At 53.0% G+C, this 14338-nt stretch carries 16 protein-coding genes; 12 read left to right on the forward strand and 4 right to left on the reverse strand.

The annotated features are described in order from the left end of the window. The first annotated feature begins 136 nt into the window (after window positions 1-136). The 5 genes from pssA to HRQ63_RS00350 are packed head-to-tail and all read left to right on the forward strand — an operon-like array spanning window position 137 to window position 4417. Window positions 137-667 carry a CDP-diacylglycerol--serine O-phosphatidyltransferase gene (gene pssA, locus HRQ63_RS00330; RefSeq protein ID WP_172237448.1) on the forward strand — a complete coding sequence of 177 codons (531 nt, stop codon included), beginning with the start codon at window positions 137-139 and terminating at the stop codon, window positions 665-667. Further along, a complete protein-coding gene (locus tag HRQ63_RS00335; RefSeq protein WP_172237451.1) occupies window positions 664-1152 on the forward strand; it encodes a DedA family protein in 489 nt (162 codons plus the stop codon). Before pssA ends, HRQ63_RS00335 begins: the two co-directional genes overlap by 4 nt. Then, window positions 1139-1996, forward strand: a complete 858-nt coding sequence (gene asd, locus HRQ63_RS00340; RefSeq protein WP_172237454.1) for an archaetidylserine decarboxylase — start codon at window positions 1139-1141, stop codon at window positions 1994-1996. Before HRQ63_RS00335 ends, asd begins: the two co-directional genes overlap by 14 nt. Beyond that, window positions 1965-2645: a response regulator transcription factor gene (locus HRQ63_RS00345; protein ID WP_172237457.1), complete on the forward strand. Its 681-nt coding sequence runs from the start codon at window positions 1965-1967 to the stop codon at window positions 2643-2645. Before asd ends, HRQ63_RS00345 begins: the two co-directional genes overlap by 32 nt. Continuing rightward, window positions 2642-4417, forward strand: a complete 1776-nt coding sequence (locus HRQ63_RS00350) for a sensor histidine kinase (RefSeq protein WP_172237460.1) — start codon at window positions 2642-2644, stop codon at window positions 4415-4417. Before HRQ63_RS00345 ends, HRQ63_RS00350 begins: the two co-directional genes overlap by 4 nt. An 84-nt stretch (window positions 4418-4501) precedes the next feature. Here HRQ63_RS00350 and HRQ63_RS00355 read toward each other — a convergent pair whose 3' ends face one another. Genes HRQ63_RS00355 through HRQ63_RS00370 form a run of 4 tightly spaced genes read right to left on the reverse strand, consistent with a single transcriptional unit; the run spans window position 4502 to window position 7073 of the window. Next, the gene (locus HRQ63_RS00355; RefSeq protein WP_172237463.1) at window positions 4502-4693 is read right to left on the reverse strand and encodes a glycine zipper domain-containing protein; all 192 of its coding nucleotides are present in this window, start codon (window positions 4691-4693) and stop codon (window positions 4502-4504) included. A 14-nt stretch (window positions 4694-4707) separates the two neighbouring features. Then, on the reverse strand, window positions 4708-5946 hold the full coding sequence (locus HRQ63_RS00360) for an MFS transporter (RefSeq protein ID WP_172237466.1): 1239 nt from the start codon (window positions 5944-5946) through the stop codon (window positions 4708-4710). A gap of 16 nt (window positions 5947-5962) precedes the next feature. Then, the gene (locus HRQ63_RS00365) at window positions 5963-6550 is read right to left on the reverse strand and encodes a GNAT family N-acetyltransferase (RefSeq protein WP_172237469.1); all 588 of its coding nucleotides are present in this window, start codon (window positions 6548-6550) and stop codon (window positions 5963-5965) included. A 43-nt stretch (window positions 6551-6593) separates the two neighbouring features. After that, window positions 6594-7073: a GNAT family N-acetyltransferase gene (locus HRQ63_RS00370; protein WP_172237472.1), complete on the reverse strand. Its 480-nt coding sequence runs from the start codon at window positions 7071-7073 to the stop codon at window positions 6594-6596. A gap of 104 nt (window positions 7074-7177) precedes the next feature. Between HRQ63_RS00370 and HRQ63_RS00375 the strand changes: the two genes are divergently transcribed. From HRQ63_RS00375 to HRQ63_RS00405, 7 genes are all read left to right on the forward strand, one after another. Continuing rightward, window positions 7178-8014: a MerR family transcriptional regulator gene (locus HRQ63_RS00375; RefSeq protein ID WP_172237475.1), complete on the forward strand. Its 837-nt coding sequence runs from the start codon at window positions 7178-7180 to the stop codon at window positions 8012-8014. A gap of 195 nt (window positions 8015-8209) precedes the next feature. Next, window positions 8210-9379 (forward strand): cation:proton antiporter, encoded by a 1170-nt coding sequence (locus HRQ63_RS00380; protein WP_172237478.1) that lies wholly within the window; start codon window positions 8210-8212, stop codon window positions 9377-9379. A 210-nt stretch (window positions 9380-9589) separates the two neighbouring features. Further along, entirely contained in the window at window positions 9590-9940 is a 351-nt protein-coding gene (locus HRQ63_RS00385) for an ArsR/SmtB family transcription factor (protein ID WP_229714021.1), read from the forward strand. Window positions 9941-9955: 15 nt separating this feature from the next. After that, a complete protein-coding gene (locus tag HRQ63_RS00390; RefSeq protein WP_172237481.1) occupies window positions 9956-11251 on the forward strand; it encodes an arsenic transporter in 1296 nt (431 codons plus the stop codon). 18 nt (window positions 11252-11269) lie between these two features. Next, window positions 11270-11689, forward strand: coding sequence for an arsenate reductase (thioredoxin) (arsC, locus tag HRQ63_RS00395; RefSeq protein ID WP_172237484.1), 420 nt, complete (start codon window positions 11270-11272; stop codon window positions 11687-11689). Window positions 11690-11963: 274 nt separating this feature from the next. Then, on the forward strand, window positions 11964-13436 hold the full coding sequence (locus HRQ63_RS00400; protein WP_172237486.1) for an aminotransferase-like domain-containing protein: 1473 nt from the start codon (window positions 11964-11966) through the stop codon (window positions 13434-13436). Between the two features lie 19 nt (window positions 13437-13455). After that, window positions 13456-14289 carry a hypothetical protein gene (locus HRQ63_RS00405; RefSeq protein WP_172237489.1) on the forward strand — a complete coding sequence of 278 codons (834 nt, stop codon included), beginning with the start codon at window positions 13456-13458 and terminating at the stop codon, window positions 14287-14289. The last annotated feature ends 49 nt before the right edge of the window (window positions 14290-14338 follow it).

The raw sequence follows: 14338 nt of genomic DNA on the forward strand, positions 1-14338 counted from the left end.
TTCCGAGTGACGTATCCGCATTATAGCACGCGGATTCGCCCGCAATAGCAAAACGTTCTTGTCGCAACACAAAAAAGACATAACTGCTTGCTACACTGACTCTTGTGATCGCAAAGTGATTAGGAGATGACGATAAATGAGAAAAATGATTCCTTCCGCGCTGACGTTGGCTAATCTGTTATTGGGATTTCTTGCCCTTTTGTTTATTTTCAAAGACGAGCTCGTGCCTGCGATTTGCTTGATTTTGCTTGGCTTATTATGCGATTTCTTCGACGGTTATTTCGCGCGCAAGCTGGATGCCGCATCGGAACTCGGCAAAGAGTTGGATTCCTTGGCCGATCTCGTCACCTTCGGCGTGGCGCCTGCCGCTCTGGTCTATGTCGCGTCGCTGCATGAGATTGCGGTGTTAGGAGCGCTGTGCTGCGTGATTTATCTTTGCTGCTGCGCGGTTCGCCTTGCCCGATTTAACGTGAAGCAGGCTTGTCTGGCGGGTTTTGTAGGCATGCCGACGCCGCTGGCCGCGATCCTGATTCTGCTGATCTCGGTTTTATCCACGCCCGGGGTAACGGCGATCGGGATGTTGGCGGTCGGCGCGTTGATGGTCAGTCGGATTTCTTTTCCCGGTTTGAAAAAGATGAAAAGTGAACCGGCGGAGGAGTATCGATGAACGCGGCGCTGCAATTTTTGTCGGATTACGGATATGCCGCCGTTTACGGTCTGCTTACGCTCGGGATCGTGGGCCTGCCGATACCGGACGAAATCTTGATGACGGGCGTCGGCTATCTGACCTTGATCGGCACGATGAAGCTGCCTTACGCGATCCTGTTCAGCTTCGCCGGGGCGATGAGCGGGATGATGATCAGCTATGCGATCGGCCATAAAGCCGGACGGCCGCTGCTGGATCGGTACGGAAAATGGGTAGGCATGAAGCCGCAGCGAATCGCCAAAGTCGAAGGATGGATGAATAAGTACGGGCCGATCTCGATCGTCGTCGGTTATTTTATCCCCGGCTTCCGGCATGTGACCTGCTACATGTGCGGAATCAGCCGGATGCCGCTGCGCAAATATATGCTGTTCGCCTCGGTGGGAGCCTTGGTTTGGTGCGTATTTTTTATTATGATGGGAAGGGTATTGGGATATGCAAATCATTGAACGGGGAAAAGGGATCTTGTACCGCTTGTTGATGCGCGTGCTCGGCGGAAAACTATGCAGCGGAACGTTAAAAAGATTTTGCGATTCGCGGTTCAGTCGGCATTTGATTCCTGCTTTTGTCAAAATCTATGCGATTTCCGAAAAAGAGATCGAGCAGCCTTTGACGGCTTTTCGTTCGCTTAGCGATTTTTTTATTCGGGAAATTCATCCGAGCCGGCGCCCGATTGACGGGGATTACTCCGCGATCGTCAGTCCGGTGGACGGTTATGTGCAGTCTTTCGGCGACATTGCGGAGGATCAGCGTTTTGAAGTGAAAGGAAAGAGCTATTCGTTCGAAGAGTTAACGTCGCTGAAGGCGGGAAGTTCGAATTACGGCGGCGGCAAGTTTATCATTTTATATTTGAGTCCGGCGCAATATCATCGCTTCCATAGCCCGTTGGCTGGAGAAGGAGCGCAAGTAGCGGAGCTGGGTCGGCGTTCGATGCCGGTTAACCGCAATGGCTGGAAATACGGAGGGCGCTTGCTGTCGTTCAATCATCGCGTCGTTTTCCGAATCCGACGTCGTTCGGCCGGTATGATGATGATTGCGGTCGGGGCTTTGAACGTCAACTCGGTCATTCAAAGCAATAGCTGTCCTTTTTGGGAAAAAGGGCAGGAAGTCGGTTATTTTTCGTTCGGTTCGACCGTCGTTTGCTTGTTTGAAAAAGGCGCGGCGGAGTGGATCGAAGGGTTGAAGGAAGAGGCTTATGTTCAGGTCGGGGAGCGGTTGGCGAATTGGCAATGTCCCGACTCGACGGAAGGAGGATACGGCTTTGACGAAAAAAGTACTGATTGTCGAAGATGAACGTCGAATCCGGGAGTTGATCTCGGATTATTTTGTTGCGCAAAATTGGTCGGTCTGCCAAGCGGCGGACGGCAGCGAAGGTTTGTATACGTTCGAGAACGAGATCCCCGATCTGGTCATTTTGGACCTGATGATGCCCGAAATGGACGGTTGGGAGCTGTGCCGCCGCATTCGCCGCCGCTCTGGGGTTCCGATCATCATTTTGACTGCGGTATCGGGCGATGACCGTCAGATCGAAGGGTATGAACTGGGTGCGGACGATTACGTCACCAAACCGTTCAGCCCCAAGGTGCTCGTCTCCAAGGCGGAAGTGCTGATGCGTCGGGTGGACGGTCATCTGATCTCCGCCTCGGAGACGCCGATCGGCTTCGGCGTTCGGCTCAACACGCGCAGCCGCAAGCTGGAGTACGCGGAAGAGTCTGTCGAATTGACGCCGAAAGAATACGGACTTCTGCAGCTGCTGCTGCGCAACCGGGGAATCGTGCTGTCGCGCGATACGATTCTCGGCTATATCTGGGGTTCGGAATACGAAGGGGACGTACGGGTCGTCGATACCCATATCAAGAAGCTGCGCGGGAAAATGGGTCCGGCGTCGGAGTGCATTCGAACGGTATTCGGCGTCGGATATACGTATGAGGAGAAGTCATGAACAGGAACGGCATCACGGCCAAGCTGTTCATGACGACGGCCGCTATTTTTATTTTGTTTTACATTGTCGTATTGTTGGCGCAGGTTCTGGTTTTTCCGCAATTTTATGAGCAGCGCAAGATGAACAAGCTGGAGCGAAGCGCGGAAGAGTTGGCTGCGGCGTACGCGGATAATCCCGATTCGCTTGCCAGATCCGATTCGCCTCTTGCTCTTCGTTTGCGCCGATCGGACGTGAATTTCGCATTGACCGACTTTTCGGGCAATACCGCCATGGATGATCCTTTTCGCATTCAAATCGCGCAGTCGGACGGCAGGAAGCTTGATGTTTCGCTTTTCTATCTGGTAGTGGCTTTCCGGAGTGAATTCGAGCGTTTGAAATTGACGGCCGGCGAGTCTGTTCAGGTATACGGGGAATACGGACAAGACGGGGACCGGGACACCTTTTATGCGTATTATATCGGAGTAACAGGCCGTGAAGGGGGAGCCGGGAAAGAAGCGGGAGAACGAGGCATGCAAGGCGAAGGCGATGTCGAGCGCGGTCGGCTCCTCACGTCCAAGCTGCCTGAGCTGAACAAGCTCGGACGGCGGGTAGGATTGCTTTATCTGGCGGCAGATGAATTTTTTCCTTTATCGGACGAGTATAAGCAGCGTCTGCAGCGGAAGGAACAAGTCGAACTGACATGGATCGATTCGTTCGGAGGCAATCGGGCCGGCATTATTTTGCAGCCCGTGCAGGATCCGAACGGAGAGGCCAAGCTGCTGCTTTTGGTGACTTCTTTGCAGGAGATCAAAGAAACCAATAGCGCGCTCCGCGTGTTTTTTATCTACTTGGGGGCCGGCGGACTTGTTCTGATTATCCTGCTGTCTATCTTGTATTCCAGAATCGTGACGCGTCCGCTGCTGCTTTTGAACAAGAAAGCAGAGCAAATGAAACGGCTTGAATTCTCGGAAGAGGAGCCGATGCGCCGCAAAGACGAGCTGGGCAGCCTGTCCAACACGTTGTTCGAGCTATCCAGCAAATTGGGGGTCACCCTGGATGAACTCGGTCGGACCAATGTCCGATTGAAAAAAGAAATCGAACAAAACAAAGAGCTGGAGCAGCTGCAAAAAGACTTTTTCGCCAATGCTTCCCATGAATTGAAGACGCCGCTGAGTATCGTGAGAGGCTTTGCGGAGGGCATGCAGGACGGAATCGGAGCCGGCAGGCAGGAACATTACATCGGCGTGATTTTGGAAGAGAGCGAGAAGATGGAACACCTTGTGCAGGATATGTTGGAACTGCTTCGCCTTGATTCTCCCGCCGTGAAATTATACAAATCGCCTGTGCTGTTAAGCGAATTGACCGAAGACGTGCTTCAGAAGCTGGTCTATCAAATGCGGGAAAAGGAACTCGTTGCACGGATCATCCGCCGCGATGAACAAGCCGTATCGGTGGATGCCGGCAAGATCGAACAAGTCGTGCTCAATCTGTTGACCAATGCGATTCGGCATGCCAAGCCGGGCAGTACCCTGGAGATTGGGGTCATCGGTGAGGCGGACGGCATGACTTACCATGTACACAATGAGGGGGATCCGATCCCCGAACCTTATTTAAGCCGGATCTGGGAACGCTTCTTCCGCGCGGAAGCTGCGCGTGACCGAGCCAGCGGCGGGACCGGATTGGGGCTTGCGATCGTGAAGCGGATTCTGGAACTGCATGATTGTCGGTATCAGGTGGAGAATAAGGAAGGAGGCGTGACGTTTACATTGCGCTTCCGGAATCGGGAATCGTAAAAGTTCTGCATACGAGTTAACCCCCAAGCCGCGAATCGACGGCTTGGGGGTTTTTATGGCATGGGTTCGAAATACGTTCGACGGTTATAATCGTTTCCTTTGATTGCGTCTATGTTTCTTCTCCGTCGAATTGTTCAGCGTCAGACCGAATCCGATGCCTAGAACGCCGCCAATGACAAATCCCATCGGGAAATTTTCAAAAGCGACTCCAAGCATGATCCCGAACGTGACGCCGAGCAGGATACCGAAGCCCGCGGCCTTGCGTCTGTTTTCCATATGCGATCCACTCCTTACTTATTATACGACACGTTCTGCTGCATTTTGGCCGCAGCGGGATGCGGCTGATCCAGCTTTAACCGAAGCGTAAGCAGACAGCACGACAGCGTAAGCAATGAAGATGCGCCATACACGACGAATAGCGAAGATACGTTCATCAGCAGTCCCGATACGCCGGTACCGAGCAGAATGCCCGCCATCATCATCGGAATCATGACGCCGTTGGCGCGCCCGATATATTCCTGCTTGACCTCCTGAATCATGAATGCCGTGAAGATGACTTGGAAAAAGGCCCCGCATAAGCCGGATAACACGCGCGCGCTTGCCGTGAGCGGCGTCCATACGGATAAGACCTCGACAAAAGTAAGCATCGACCAGATCAGCATGATCCCGGTCATGACGCCGCGACGGTGACGTCCGACCCATCCGGCGGATGCCGCTGCGGCAAGACCGCCTACCAGCATGCCGACGCCTTCGGAAGCGGTCAACCACTGGACGCCTTCTTTCGGCAGACCCAATCGTTCGATGACCAAAAATACGTCGAGCGGCTGCGTCAATCCGATCGACAGTCCGCTGATCAGGAACAAGGCAGCGGTGATTCGAAGATTCGAACGCTCCCATACGTAGTTCAAGCCGTCTTTCAGATCCGTCCAGGCGGAAGTGGGTTCGGGCCGGGCTTCCCGTTTGGCATCCGGGAGCAATAATTGGATGCCCGCAGCGGTCAGGAAGACGAGGATCAGCGCGATCAACGAGGCATCCAGCCCCAATTGCGTATAGATGAACGTACCGAGAATCGGTCCGAGAATCGTGAAGATCGCCATTAAGCTCTGCGTAATGCCGACGGCGCTGCCGACCTGTTCGACCGGAACGTGCTGCCGGAACAGTACCGAAGACGACGGCTGCGAAAATTGGCTGACGATCGCGGATACGACGGTCGCGACGAAGACGGCCTGCCACAGCCCCGCGAGTACCAACAGCAGAATCACCAATATGGAAACGGCGCTCAGCGCATCGCCTGCGATCACCGTTTTTTTCGGGTTCCAGCGGTCGGCGAACGTGCCCCCGATTAGGGAAAACAGGAAGATGGGCAGGTATTCCAGCGCGGTCAGCAGCGAGACGGCGACGGTATTGTTGCCGCTCTGCTCCATGACGTAGAACAGCAGCGCCATATTGCGTATCCAGATACCGATTTGCTGAAGCAGGTCGGCGCCGGCGACGATCAGGAAAACGCGGTTTTTAAATAGTGAAGTCATTGTGATGTTCTCCTAATCATAGTGTAGTGCGGGTACGGGTCATGGCGGAAACAGCGTTGATCGGAATCAGCTTGGGCTTGAAGAACAGGTACATTAGGAAGCCCATATGGATTTTGAACACGCGCAAAAACTCGTACGGAATCGGTTCGTCCCCTTTAACCAACACCTCATAACTTTCCGCGCCGTGCACCATACGGTATTGGGCATTCCGGTAGCCGTGGTTGAGATAGAAGCGTTTACGTTTGGCTCGTTGATCCGCGTTTTCGGCAGCGACTCCGGTTTCTTCGATATTCAATACCAGACGGTTGCCGCGATACTTTTCCGAAATAAGGCTGAGCACGGCGCCGCCGTAACCTTTGGAACGATGGGCAGGGTCGATCGCCAGATATTGAACGAAGGTAATGTCATTGTGCGAGATCATGTAGGCGAAGCCGATAAAGTCATCCGCGTCGTAAAAAGCAAGAAAGTCGACAAAGTCCTTTTTCGCTTTGCGGAGCAGGAAGCTCATCGGGATCCGTTCTCTTTCCGGGAAAGCCTTCTGATAGAGGCGATCGGCAAGCTCTGCTTTACGAGAATTTTTACGGACGGTTCTGATTTGCAGCATGGTTGTCAATCTCCTTTTATGCGTTTGCGGGTTGTCCTTTTTATTATAAAAAAGGCTTGTGTTTTTCTTGTGTCGTTTGCGGCCTGACCATGACTTTCTCGCCGTTCAGGTCCGACTCGCCGTTAAAGCGGAATCCGAACTTTTCGTATAAGCGCAAAGCGCCTTGATTATCGTCATATAGGCTCAGATAAATATCGCTCGGTCCGAATTGTTCCGTTAAACGATCAAGAAGCGCGCTGAGCATGATTCTGCCGAGTCCGCGTCCTTGATATTGCGCACCGATCAGGAAGCGGTCTAACCAGACGCGTCCCGATTCGTACTCGTCCGGGAAAAATCCGTACATCGCGAAGCCGACCAGCTCGTCGTCCGCATAGAGCGCCACCGGGACATAACATGAACATTCTTCGGCTTCCTGCAGGCATTGCGCCGTGCTTTCGATATAAGAAATTTGATCCGGCGCGACCCGAAGGTCAAGTACGGCTTGAAGATTCTCTACCGAGACGCTGTTGATTGAAATTTGCATAAGATTCACCTTGAATTTCCGGAGTTCCGTAAAGGAAGCTCCACATTTGATAAAGATATCGTTTAGAATAAGGTATACCGTAACCGGATAGTCAAGGAGGGCTTATGGACAAAACAAAAACGGAAATCTACCTGTCGACCGGAGAGTTTGCGAAGCTGTGCGGCGTGAATAAAAGGACGTTGTTTCACTATGACGACATCGGGCTGCTGAAGCCGGCTTTTACCGATGAAAAAGGGTACCGTTCTTACTCGCATCGTCAATTGGACGTTTTTTTGCTGATTCACGGCTTGAAAGAGCTGAAGTTTCCGTTGAAGAACGTGCGCGAATATATGAACAACCGGACGACGCGGCACATGATCGATATGGCGAATCGGGAGCTGCCGAATATTCAACGGGAGATCGAAAAATTGCAGGGAATCCGCAGAATGCTCGAAGAGACGATCGTCATGGGGGAAGAAGGACTTGCCGCCCCGAAAGGAGAATTCAGGCTGGAACATCATGAAGCGCAGCGATTGATCCGAAGCGGCCCGATCGCGAAAGGCGATCCGAGCGCCGGATATCTGGAATGGACGAACGAATTCCGTCAATTCGATCGGTTGACCCAATCCGAAGCCGCGTCTTTTATCGGAACGATGACGGCGGTCGAAGACTTACGGGATAACGAAGAGCCGACGATTTATTTCTTCGTGAAAGCCAAAAGCAAACGTCAAGGGCTGAGCACGTTCGTTAAACCGGAAGGCATGTACGCGGTCGGTTACCATCATGGCAGCTACGAGCGTCTGGACGATACGTACTCGAATATGCTGGCTTGGCTGGAACGGCAAAAGCTGTCTACGGGCGAGTTTTCGTACGAAGAATATTTGATTGACGACGTGGCGGTGCAAAACGAAACCGAGTACGTAACGAAGATCATGATCGAAATCGAAAAAATGGAAGAATAAGTATTTATATAGCTTCAAATTTGAGTTTTAAGAAGAAAATCTGAATATGAATCCCTAGGGATTCAACCTGATTTTCGTAGGGTTTAGGAGCGCCCTCAAACCCTTTAAAATCGATGTTTTTAACCTATATTTTCTGTGTTAATATGTAGCAGTCGATTCGAATCCGACTTACTTGAATAACGAGGAGTCGTGCGTATGGAATTTGTGTGGGTGCTTGTTTTGATTTTGCTCGGAACCAAGGCGGCCGGACATTTGTCGGTCCGTCTGGGTCAGCCGGCGGTGTTGGGAGAACTATTGGTCGGAATTCTGATGGGACCCGCGCTTCTCGGCTGGATCCATCAAGGTTCCTTTATCGAATACATGGCGGAGATCGGCGTGCTGCTGCTGATGTTCATGGCGGGTCTGGAAACGGATCTGGAGCAGTTGAAAAAGAACTGGAAACCGGCGATGGCCGTAGCGTTGGGCGGTATCGCGCTGCCGATGATCGGCGGCTACGGCGTCGGCCAGCTGTTCGGATTTTCCGCGGCGCATTCATTATTCCTGGGCGTTCTGTTCAGCGCGACTTCGGTCAGCATCACGGTCCAGGTATTGAAAGAAATGAACAAATTGGACTCCCGCGAAGCGACGACCATTCTGGGCGCCGCCGTCGTGGACGACGTGCTGGTGGTCGTTCTTCTGGCGGTGCTCACGAGCTTTTTCGCGACGGGAGACGGCGCGGAAGTATCGATCAGCCTGCTGTTGATCAAAAAGATCGCGTTCTTTGCCGTCGTTTTCTTGGCAGGTTGGCTGGTCGTTCCCCGCGTGCTGCGTTGGACATCGAAGTTCAGGGTCATGGAACCTGTCCTGACGTTCGCTTTGATTTTTTGCTTCGCGTTTGCGTATTTCGGCGAGAAAATGGGAATCGCGGGCATTATCGGCGCGTTTGCGGCAGGACTTGCGATCTCGCAAACTTCATTCAAGCACTCCGTAGAGAGCAAAGTCGAGCCGATTGCTTATTCGATCTTCGTGCCCGTATTTTTTGTCAGCATCGGACTTAATGTCTCGCTTGAAGGCGTAGGAAGCCAGATCGGGCTGCTCGCGATCCTGACGGTCATGGCCGTATTGACCAAGCTTCTCGGCGGGGGATTAGGCGCGGCGCTGACCGGATTCAAGCGGCGTTCGGCTTTGGCCGTAGGCGCAGGAATGGTCTCGCGCGGAGAGGTGGCTTTGATCATCGCGGCAACCGGCTTGAGTTCGGGTCTGCTGGAAGCGCGGTATTTCACGACGGTGATCATCACGGTCATCCTGACCACGCTGATCGCGCCGCCGATGCTCAAAGCGTTGTTTGGCGGCGGCGGGCCTCGGCTCCAATTACCGGACCAATGAATGTAAGTCGATCTCTCGCGAAAGGATGAACCTTACCGATTCAAGCGGACCAAGTCCAAATCGATCCGCCGGCGGATGGAAAATATTTGAGCATGGGAAAGAGCCTTTCGAGCGATGGAAGGCTCTTTTCTTATTTTCATTTGCGTATATAAGCATATGCTTATATAATGATTTCAGAAAGAAGAGCGAACGGGAAAGGGGGCATGCCGAATGAGCGCGATCCATGAAGAAGAACGCTTGGACCAAATGTCGAACACGCTCAAACTGCTCGGAGACAAGACCCGGCTGACGATCATGAAATTAGTCGACGAACAGGAATGCTGCGTGTGCGAGTTGGTGGAGATTTTCAAAGCGAGCCAGCCGTCGATCAGCCAGCATCTTCGCAAACTGAAGGATGCGGGCTTGGTCAAGGAAAACCGAAAAGGGCAATGGATTTTCTATTCGGTCAATCCCGACAGCAAGCAAAACGAATTGATTCGGTCTTTGCTGTCCTCGCTTCCTTCGCAAGTCTATAAGATCGAAGAATTAGAGAAAAAAGGATTGCGAATTTCTTGCGGATGACGGAGGAGGGACGGTTTGTTTTTAACCCTTTCAGCTATTTTGATTTTTTTGATCACTTTGATTTTTGTGATTTGGCAGCCTAAAGGACTGTCGATCGGATGGTCGGCTTGCGGCGGTGCCGTTTCGGCTCTGCTGCTCGGGGTCGTTAACATTCAAGACGTCCGGGACGTCACTCAGATCGTATGGAATGCGACACTGGCTTTTGTCGCCATCATTCTGATTTCCCTCATTCTCGACCGCATCGGATTTTTCGAATGGGCAGCGCTGCATATGGCGCGTGCCGCAGGCGGAAACGGCATTCGCATGTTCGTGTACATCAGTGTTTTGGGAGCGCTCGTAGCTGCGTTTTTCGCGAATGACGGCGCGGCGCTTATCCTGACGCCGATCGTGCTCGCCATGGTGCGCGCGTTAAATTTGGACGAGAAAAGAATATTCCCTTTCATTATCGCCAGCGGATTTATCGCCGACACGACGTCGCTTCCCCTCGTGGTCAGCAATTTGGTCAATATCGTGTCGGCCGATTACTTCGGTATTACGTTCATGGAATACGCGCGGCATATGGTCATACCTAACTTGTTTGCTTTGACCGCCAGCATTATGATGTTGTACTTGTTTTTCCGCAAAAGCATTCCTCGGACGTTCGAAGCGAAACAGCTCAAACATCCGAATCAAGCGATCCGCGACCCTCGAATGTTCAAGTGGTCGTGGTATGTGCTCGCGCTGCTGTTGATCGGCTACTTTGTTTGCGAGTTTTTCGATATTCCGGTCTCTATCGTGGCAGGAGCGATCGCGATTTTTTTTCTTCTTTTGGCATCGAAAAGCCCGGTCGTTCCGATTCCGGCGGTCGTCAAAGGCGCACCGTGGTCCATCGTTTTCTTCTCGATCGGAATGTATGTGGTCGTATACGGCCTGCGTAATGCAGGACTCACTAATTCGCTTGCCCGTATTATTCAGGCCATGGCGGACGAAGGCCTGTTTATCGCGACGATCGGCATGGGCTTCTTGTCCGCCGTTTTGTCCTCCTTCATGAACAATATGCCGACCGTGCTGATTGACGCGTTGGCGATCGACGCGACAACGACATCCGACAGCATCCGTGAAGCATTGATTTACGCGAACGTCATCGGGGCCGACCTGGGACCGAAGATTACGCCGATCGGATCTTTGGCGACTTTGTTGTGGCTGCATGTGCTCAGCACCAAAGGCATCAAGATCCCGTGGGGAGTCTACTTCAAGACGGGTATTATTCTCACGATTCCGACCCTGTTTATCACGTTGGTCGGTCTATATTTATGGCTGCTGGCAGTCTAAAAAAGGAGCAATCTACTTATGACGAAAAAAACGCTTTATTTTTTATGTACCGGAAATTCTTGCAGAAGCCAGATGGCCGAAGCCTGGGGCAAAAAATATTTGGGCGAAGAATGGAACGTGCTCAGCGCGGGTATCGAAGCCCACGGACTGAACCCGAACGCGGTCAAAGCGATGAAGGAAGCCGGTCTTGATATCTCGGCTCAGACGTCAGACGTTATTGATCCAAGCATTATGCAAAATGCCGACTTTATCGTGACTCTATGCGGAGACGCCGCCGATAAATGCCCGATTACGCCGCCGCATATTCGCCGCGAACATTGGGGGTTCGACGATCCGGCCAAAGCGAAGGGAAGCGAAGAAGAGAAGTGGGCCGTCTTCGGGCGCGTGCGTGATCAGATCGGCGATCGAATTCGGACTTTTGCGGAGACCGGGAAATAAGAATCGCAAACGTGCGCGTACCTGAAAAATTGATCCGTATCGTCCAAAAGCCGCCTCTTCCCGAATCGGAAGAAACGGCTTTTTTCGAACGACCGCTTTACCGGCCGCGAGGCCCCGTTTCGATCGGAGGAGCTCATACCTCAACCTAATCGGCTGCATTGATCCTGTTCGGAATAAGATCTTTATTCCGCCACGACCGCTTTGAACGATAAGCCTTGCGGTTCTTTTCTTTATCGAACAGATATGGAATGATAGAAGGTAAGGAGTTGAGCGAATGTTTAAAGATTTCAGGGCGGAAGGCGAAAGTCCGGCTTATATTCAATTGAAGGCGTACATCGAGACCTTGATCACGCAGGGCGTCATGCCTTTGCATCATAAACTGCCTTCCACGCGCGAGCTGTCCGGGCTGCTCGGAGTAAGCCGAACGACGGTCATCAGCGCGTATGAAGCGTTGGAGCGTACGGGCTGGATCGAAGCGATAAAAGGCAGAGGCAACTTTGTGTCGCGGGCTGCCGTGCACTTGAACGAGCCGCCGAGCATGATCGAATGGACGGAGCGGCTCGGGCCGCAGGCTTTTTTATCGGAAGAAATGGATTTGATGAAGCACGGAATCAAGTGGGAAAAAGGCATGATCGCGTTCACCAGCATTGCGCCCGATGAGCGATTGTTCGATATGAGCGGCGTCAAGCGTGCTTTTCTCGACCGGATGGCGCTTGAAGGCGACGTGCTGCTGAACTACGGCTATGCGCAGGGATATCGGCCGCTGATGCGTTATTTAATGAGCTACATGAAAGGCAAAGGCGTCGAGACGACAGGCAAAGACATTCTGATTACGAACGGATTTACCGAGGGCTTTGACCTGTTGTTGACGGCGATCGGCAAGCGGAGCGGACGTATCCTGTGCGAGAATCCGACCCATCAAACCGCGATCAAGATCATGAAGCTGCACGGATTCGAACCTGTCGGCGTTCGGATGGAGCGCGACGGCGTCAATATGGACGAACTGAAGCGGACGCTGGATGAAGGCGGCTTCGATCTGGCTTACTTGACTCCTTCTTATCATAATCCGACCGGCATCGTGACTTCTCCGGAGAAACGGATGGAGCTGCTGCGGCTGTTGGGCGAGCATGAGATTCCGGTAGTCGAGGACGGTTTCAACGAAGAGCTTCGCTATTCCGGCGCACATGCGGCTCCGCTGATCGCTTGCGCAGGTACCGGAAACTCGGTTGCGTACGTCGGAAGCTTTTCCAAGATCCTGTTCCCCGGTATCCGGGTAGGCTGGATCGTGGCGGACCGCAAGCTGATCGGCTATCTGGAGAGTCTGAAGCGGGCGCGGACCATTCATACTTCGACGCTCGATCAGGCGCTATTGTTCCAATATCTGCACAATGGCAATTTCGAACGTTATCTGAAACGGGCACGGACGGAGTATAAACGCAAGTACGAATCGGCTGTTCGGGGGTGCGCCGCGCATATCCCGATGAAAAGCATGAGCGGCGAAGGCGGGCTGCATGTGTTCGTCGAGCTGGATGAACGGCTGGATGCCCGCGTCATATTGGAAGACTGCCGCAAGCTCGGCGTCGTGTTTACGCCGGGCGATATCTTTTTCACCGACGGCGGCGGGCAGCACACGCTGCGAATCGGATTCTCGCGAGTGCCGGAGGAACGGATCGAAGAAGGGCTTCGAATCATCGGGACGGTGGTAAAAGAACACGTAAAGGCTTTAAATCATCGTATCGACGTATAGAAGAAAGGGGGACACGAGAATGGTTGATCGAAAAAAACGACTCAAGCCTTGGGCAGCATGTGCCGCGCTCGCATCCATTCTGCTGCTTGGCGGCTGTCTCCGTTTCGGTCCGCAAGAGGATGAGATGGCGAACACGACCCGCACGGAAACGGCGCAAACGCAGCAGCAAACCGATTCTGCAGATGCGCAACCCGCAGAGGCATCGGAAGATTCTGTTGCGGATGAATCCGCTGCGGAGTCGGTAGAATCTACAGAGCCCGAGGAAACGGAGCCTTCGAGCGATACGGAATCGACGGAGAGTACGACTCCGAGCACGTCACAGGAAGAAAAGAAAACCAAAGACGAGGATGAAGACCAGCGTGTCGAAGTGACGGTGAGCCGGGACGATTCACAGCAAATCATTGAATTTGACCTGCAGGTGCTTCCGGCAGGCTATTCGTTAGCGGGCATGTCCTGGGAGCCGGAGGCGGAAGAGCCGGCTTCCGCCGATCCCGGAGAAGACGAAGCAGCAGGAACAACGGCGGATAATGAAGGAACAACTTCAATGGATGAAGCGATATCCGGAACGGACGCGGACGAAGGTGCTGCTCCGACAGCCGAGCCGGAACGTGTCGCATCCACTTACTTAGATGCCGTGATCGCCGGCCAGGTCGGAACCGACGGATTTTTCATTGACGAGAACGGTCAGCGCATCGGCTATCGTTATGCGGCGGATCAGGCCGGGCGTACAGGAACGGTCCGACTGGATTTCCGCGACGGAGAAGGCGGAACTGCCGCGTGGGAAGCTCGAATTACGCTCGGGCTGCAGGCGGAAACGAGTCTTGAAGAAGCAGCGGATGAGGGTCAAGAGTAAATCTCGTTTCAAAGGCGAGGAAAATGGATAAACATGGATTACATCCGGT

Source organism: Saccharibacillus endophyticus, from assembly GCF_013185185.1.
Lineage (GTDB): Bacteria > Bacillota > Bacilli > Paenibacillales > Paenibacillaceae > Saccharibacillus > Saccharibacillus endophyticus.

Bases quoted from the DNA above. Each gene is read 5' to 3' on its own strand.
- pssA (WP_172237448.1), top strand. From the start codon at position 137: ATGAGAAAAATGATTCCTTCCGCGCTGACGTTGGCTAATCTGTTATTG.
- HRQ63_RS00335 (WP_172237451.1), top strand. From the start codon at position 664: ATGAACGCGGCGCTGCAATTTTTGTCGGATTACGGATATGCCGCCGTT.
- asd (WP_172237454.1), top strand. From the start codon at position 1,139: ATGCAAATCATTGAACGGGGAAAAGGGATCTTGTACCGCTTGTTGATG.
- HRQ63_RS00350 (WP_172237460.1), top strand. From the start codon at position 2,642: ATGAACAGGAACGGCATCACGGCCAAGCTGTTCATGACGACGGCCGCT.
- HRQ63_RS00355 (WP_172237463.1), bottom strand. From the start codon at position 4,693: ATGGAAAACAGACGCAAGGCCGCGGGCTTCGGTATCCTGCTCGGCGTC.
- HRQ63_RS00360 (WP_172237466.1), bottom strand. From the start codon at position 5,946: ATGACTTCACTATTTAAAAACCGCGTTTTCCTGATCGTCGCCGGCGCC.
- HRQ63_RS00365 (WP_172237469.1), bottom strand. From the start codon at position 6,550: ATGCTGCAAATCAGAACCGTCCGTAAAAATTCTCGTAAAGCAGAGCTT.
- HRQ63_RS00370 (WP_172237472.1), bottom strand. From the start codon at position 7,073: ATGCAAATTTCAATCAACAGCGTCTCGGTAGAGAATCTTCAAGCCGTA.
- HRQ63_RS00375 (WP_172237475.1), top strand. From the start codon at position 7,178: ATGGACAAAACAAAAACGGAAATCTACCTGTCGACCGGAGAGTTTGCG.
- HRQ63_RS00380 (WP_172237478.1), top strand. From the start codon at position 8,210: ATGGAATTTGTGTGGGTGCTTGTTTTGATTTTGCTCGGAACCAAGGCG.
- HRQ63_RS00385 (WP_229714021.1), top strand. From the start codon at position 9,590: ATGAGCGCGATCCATGAAGAAGAACGCTTGGACCAAATGTCGAACACG.
- arsC (WP_172237484.1), top strand. From the start codon at position 11,270: ATGACGAAAAAAACGCTTTATTTTTTATGTACCGGAAATTCTTGCAGA.
- HRQ63_RS00400 (WP_172237486.1), top strand. From the start codon at position 11,964: ATGTTTAAAGATTTCAGGGCGGAAGGCGAAAGTCCGGCTTATATTCAA.
- HRQ63_RS00405 (WP_172237489.1), top strand. From the start codon at position 13,456: ATGGTTGATCGAAAAAAACGACTCAAGCCTTGGGCAGCATGTGCCGCG.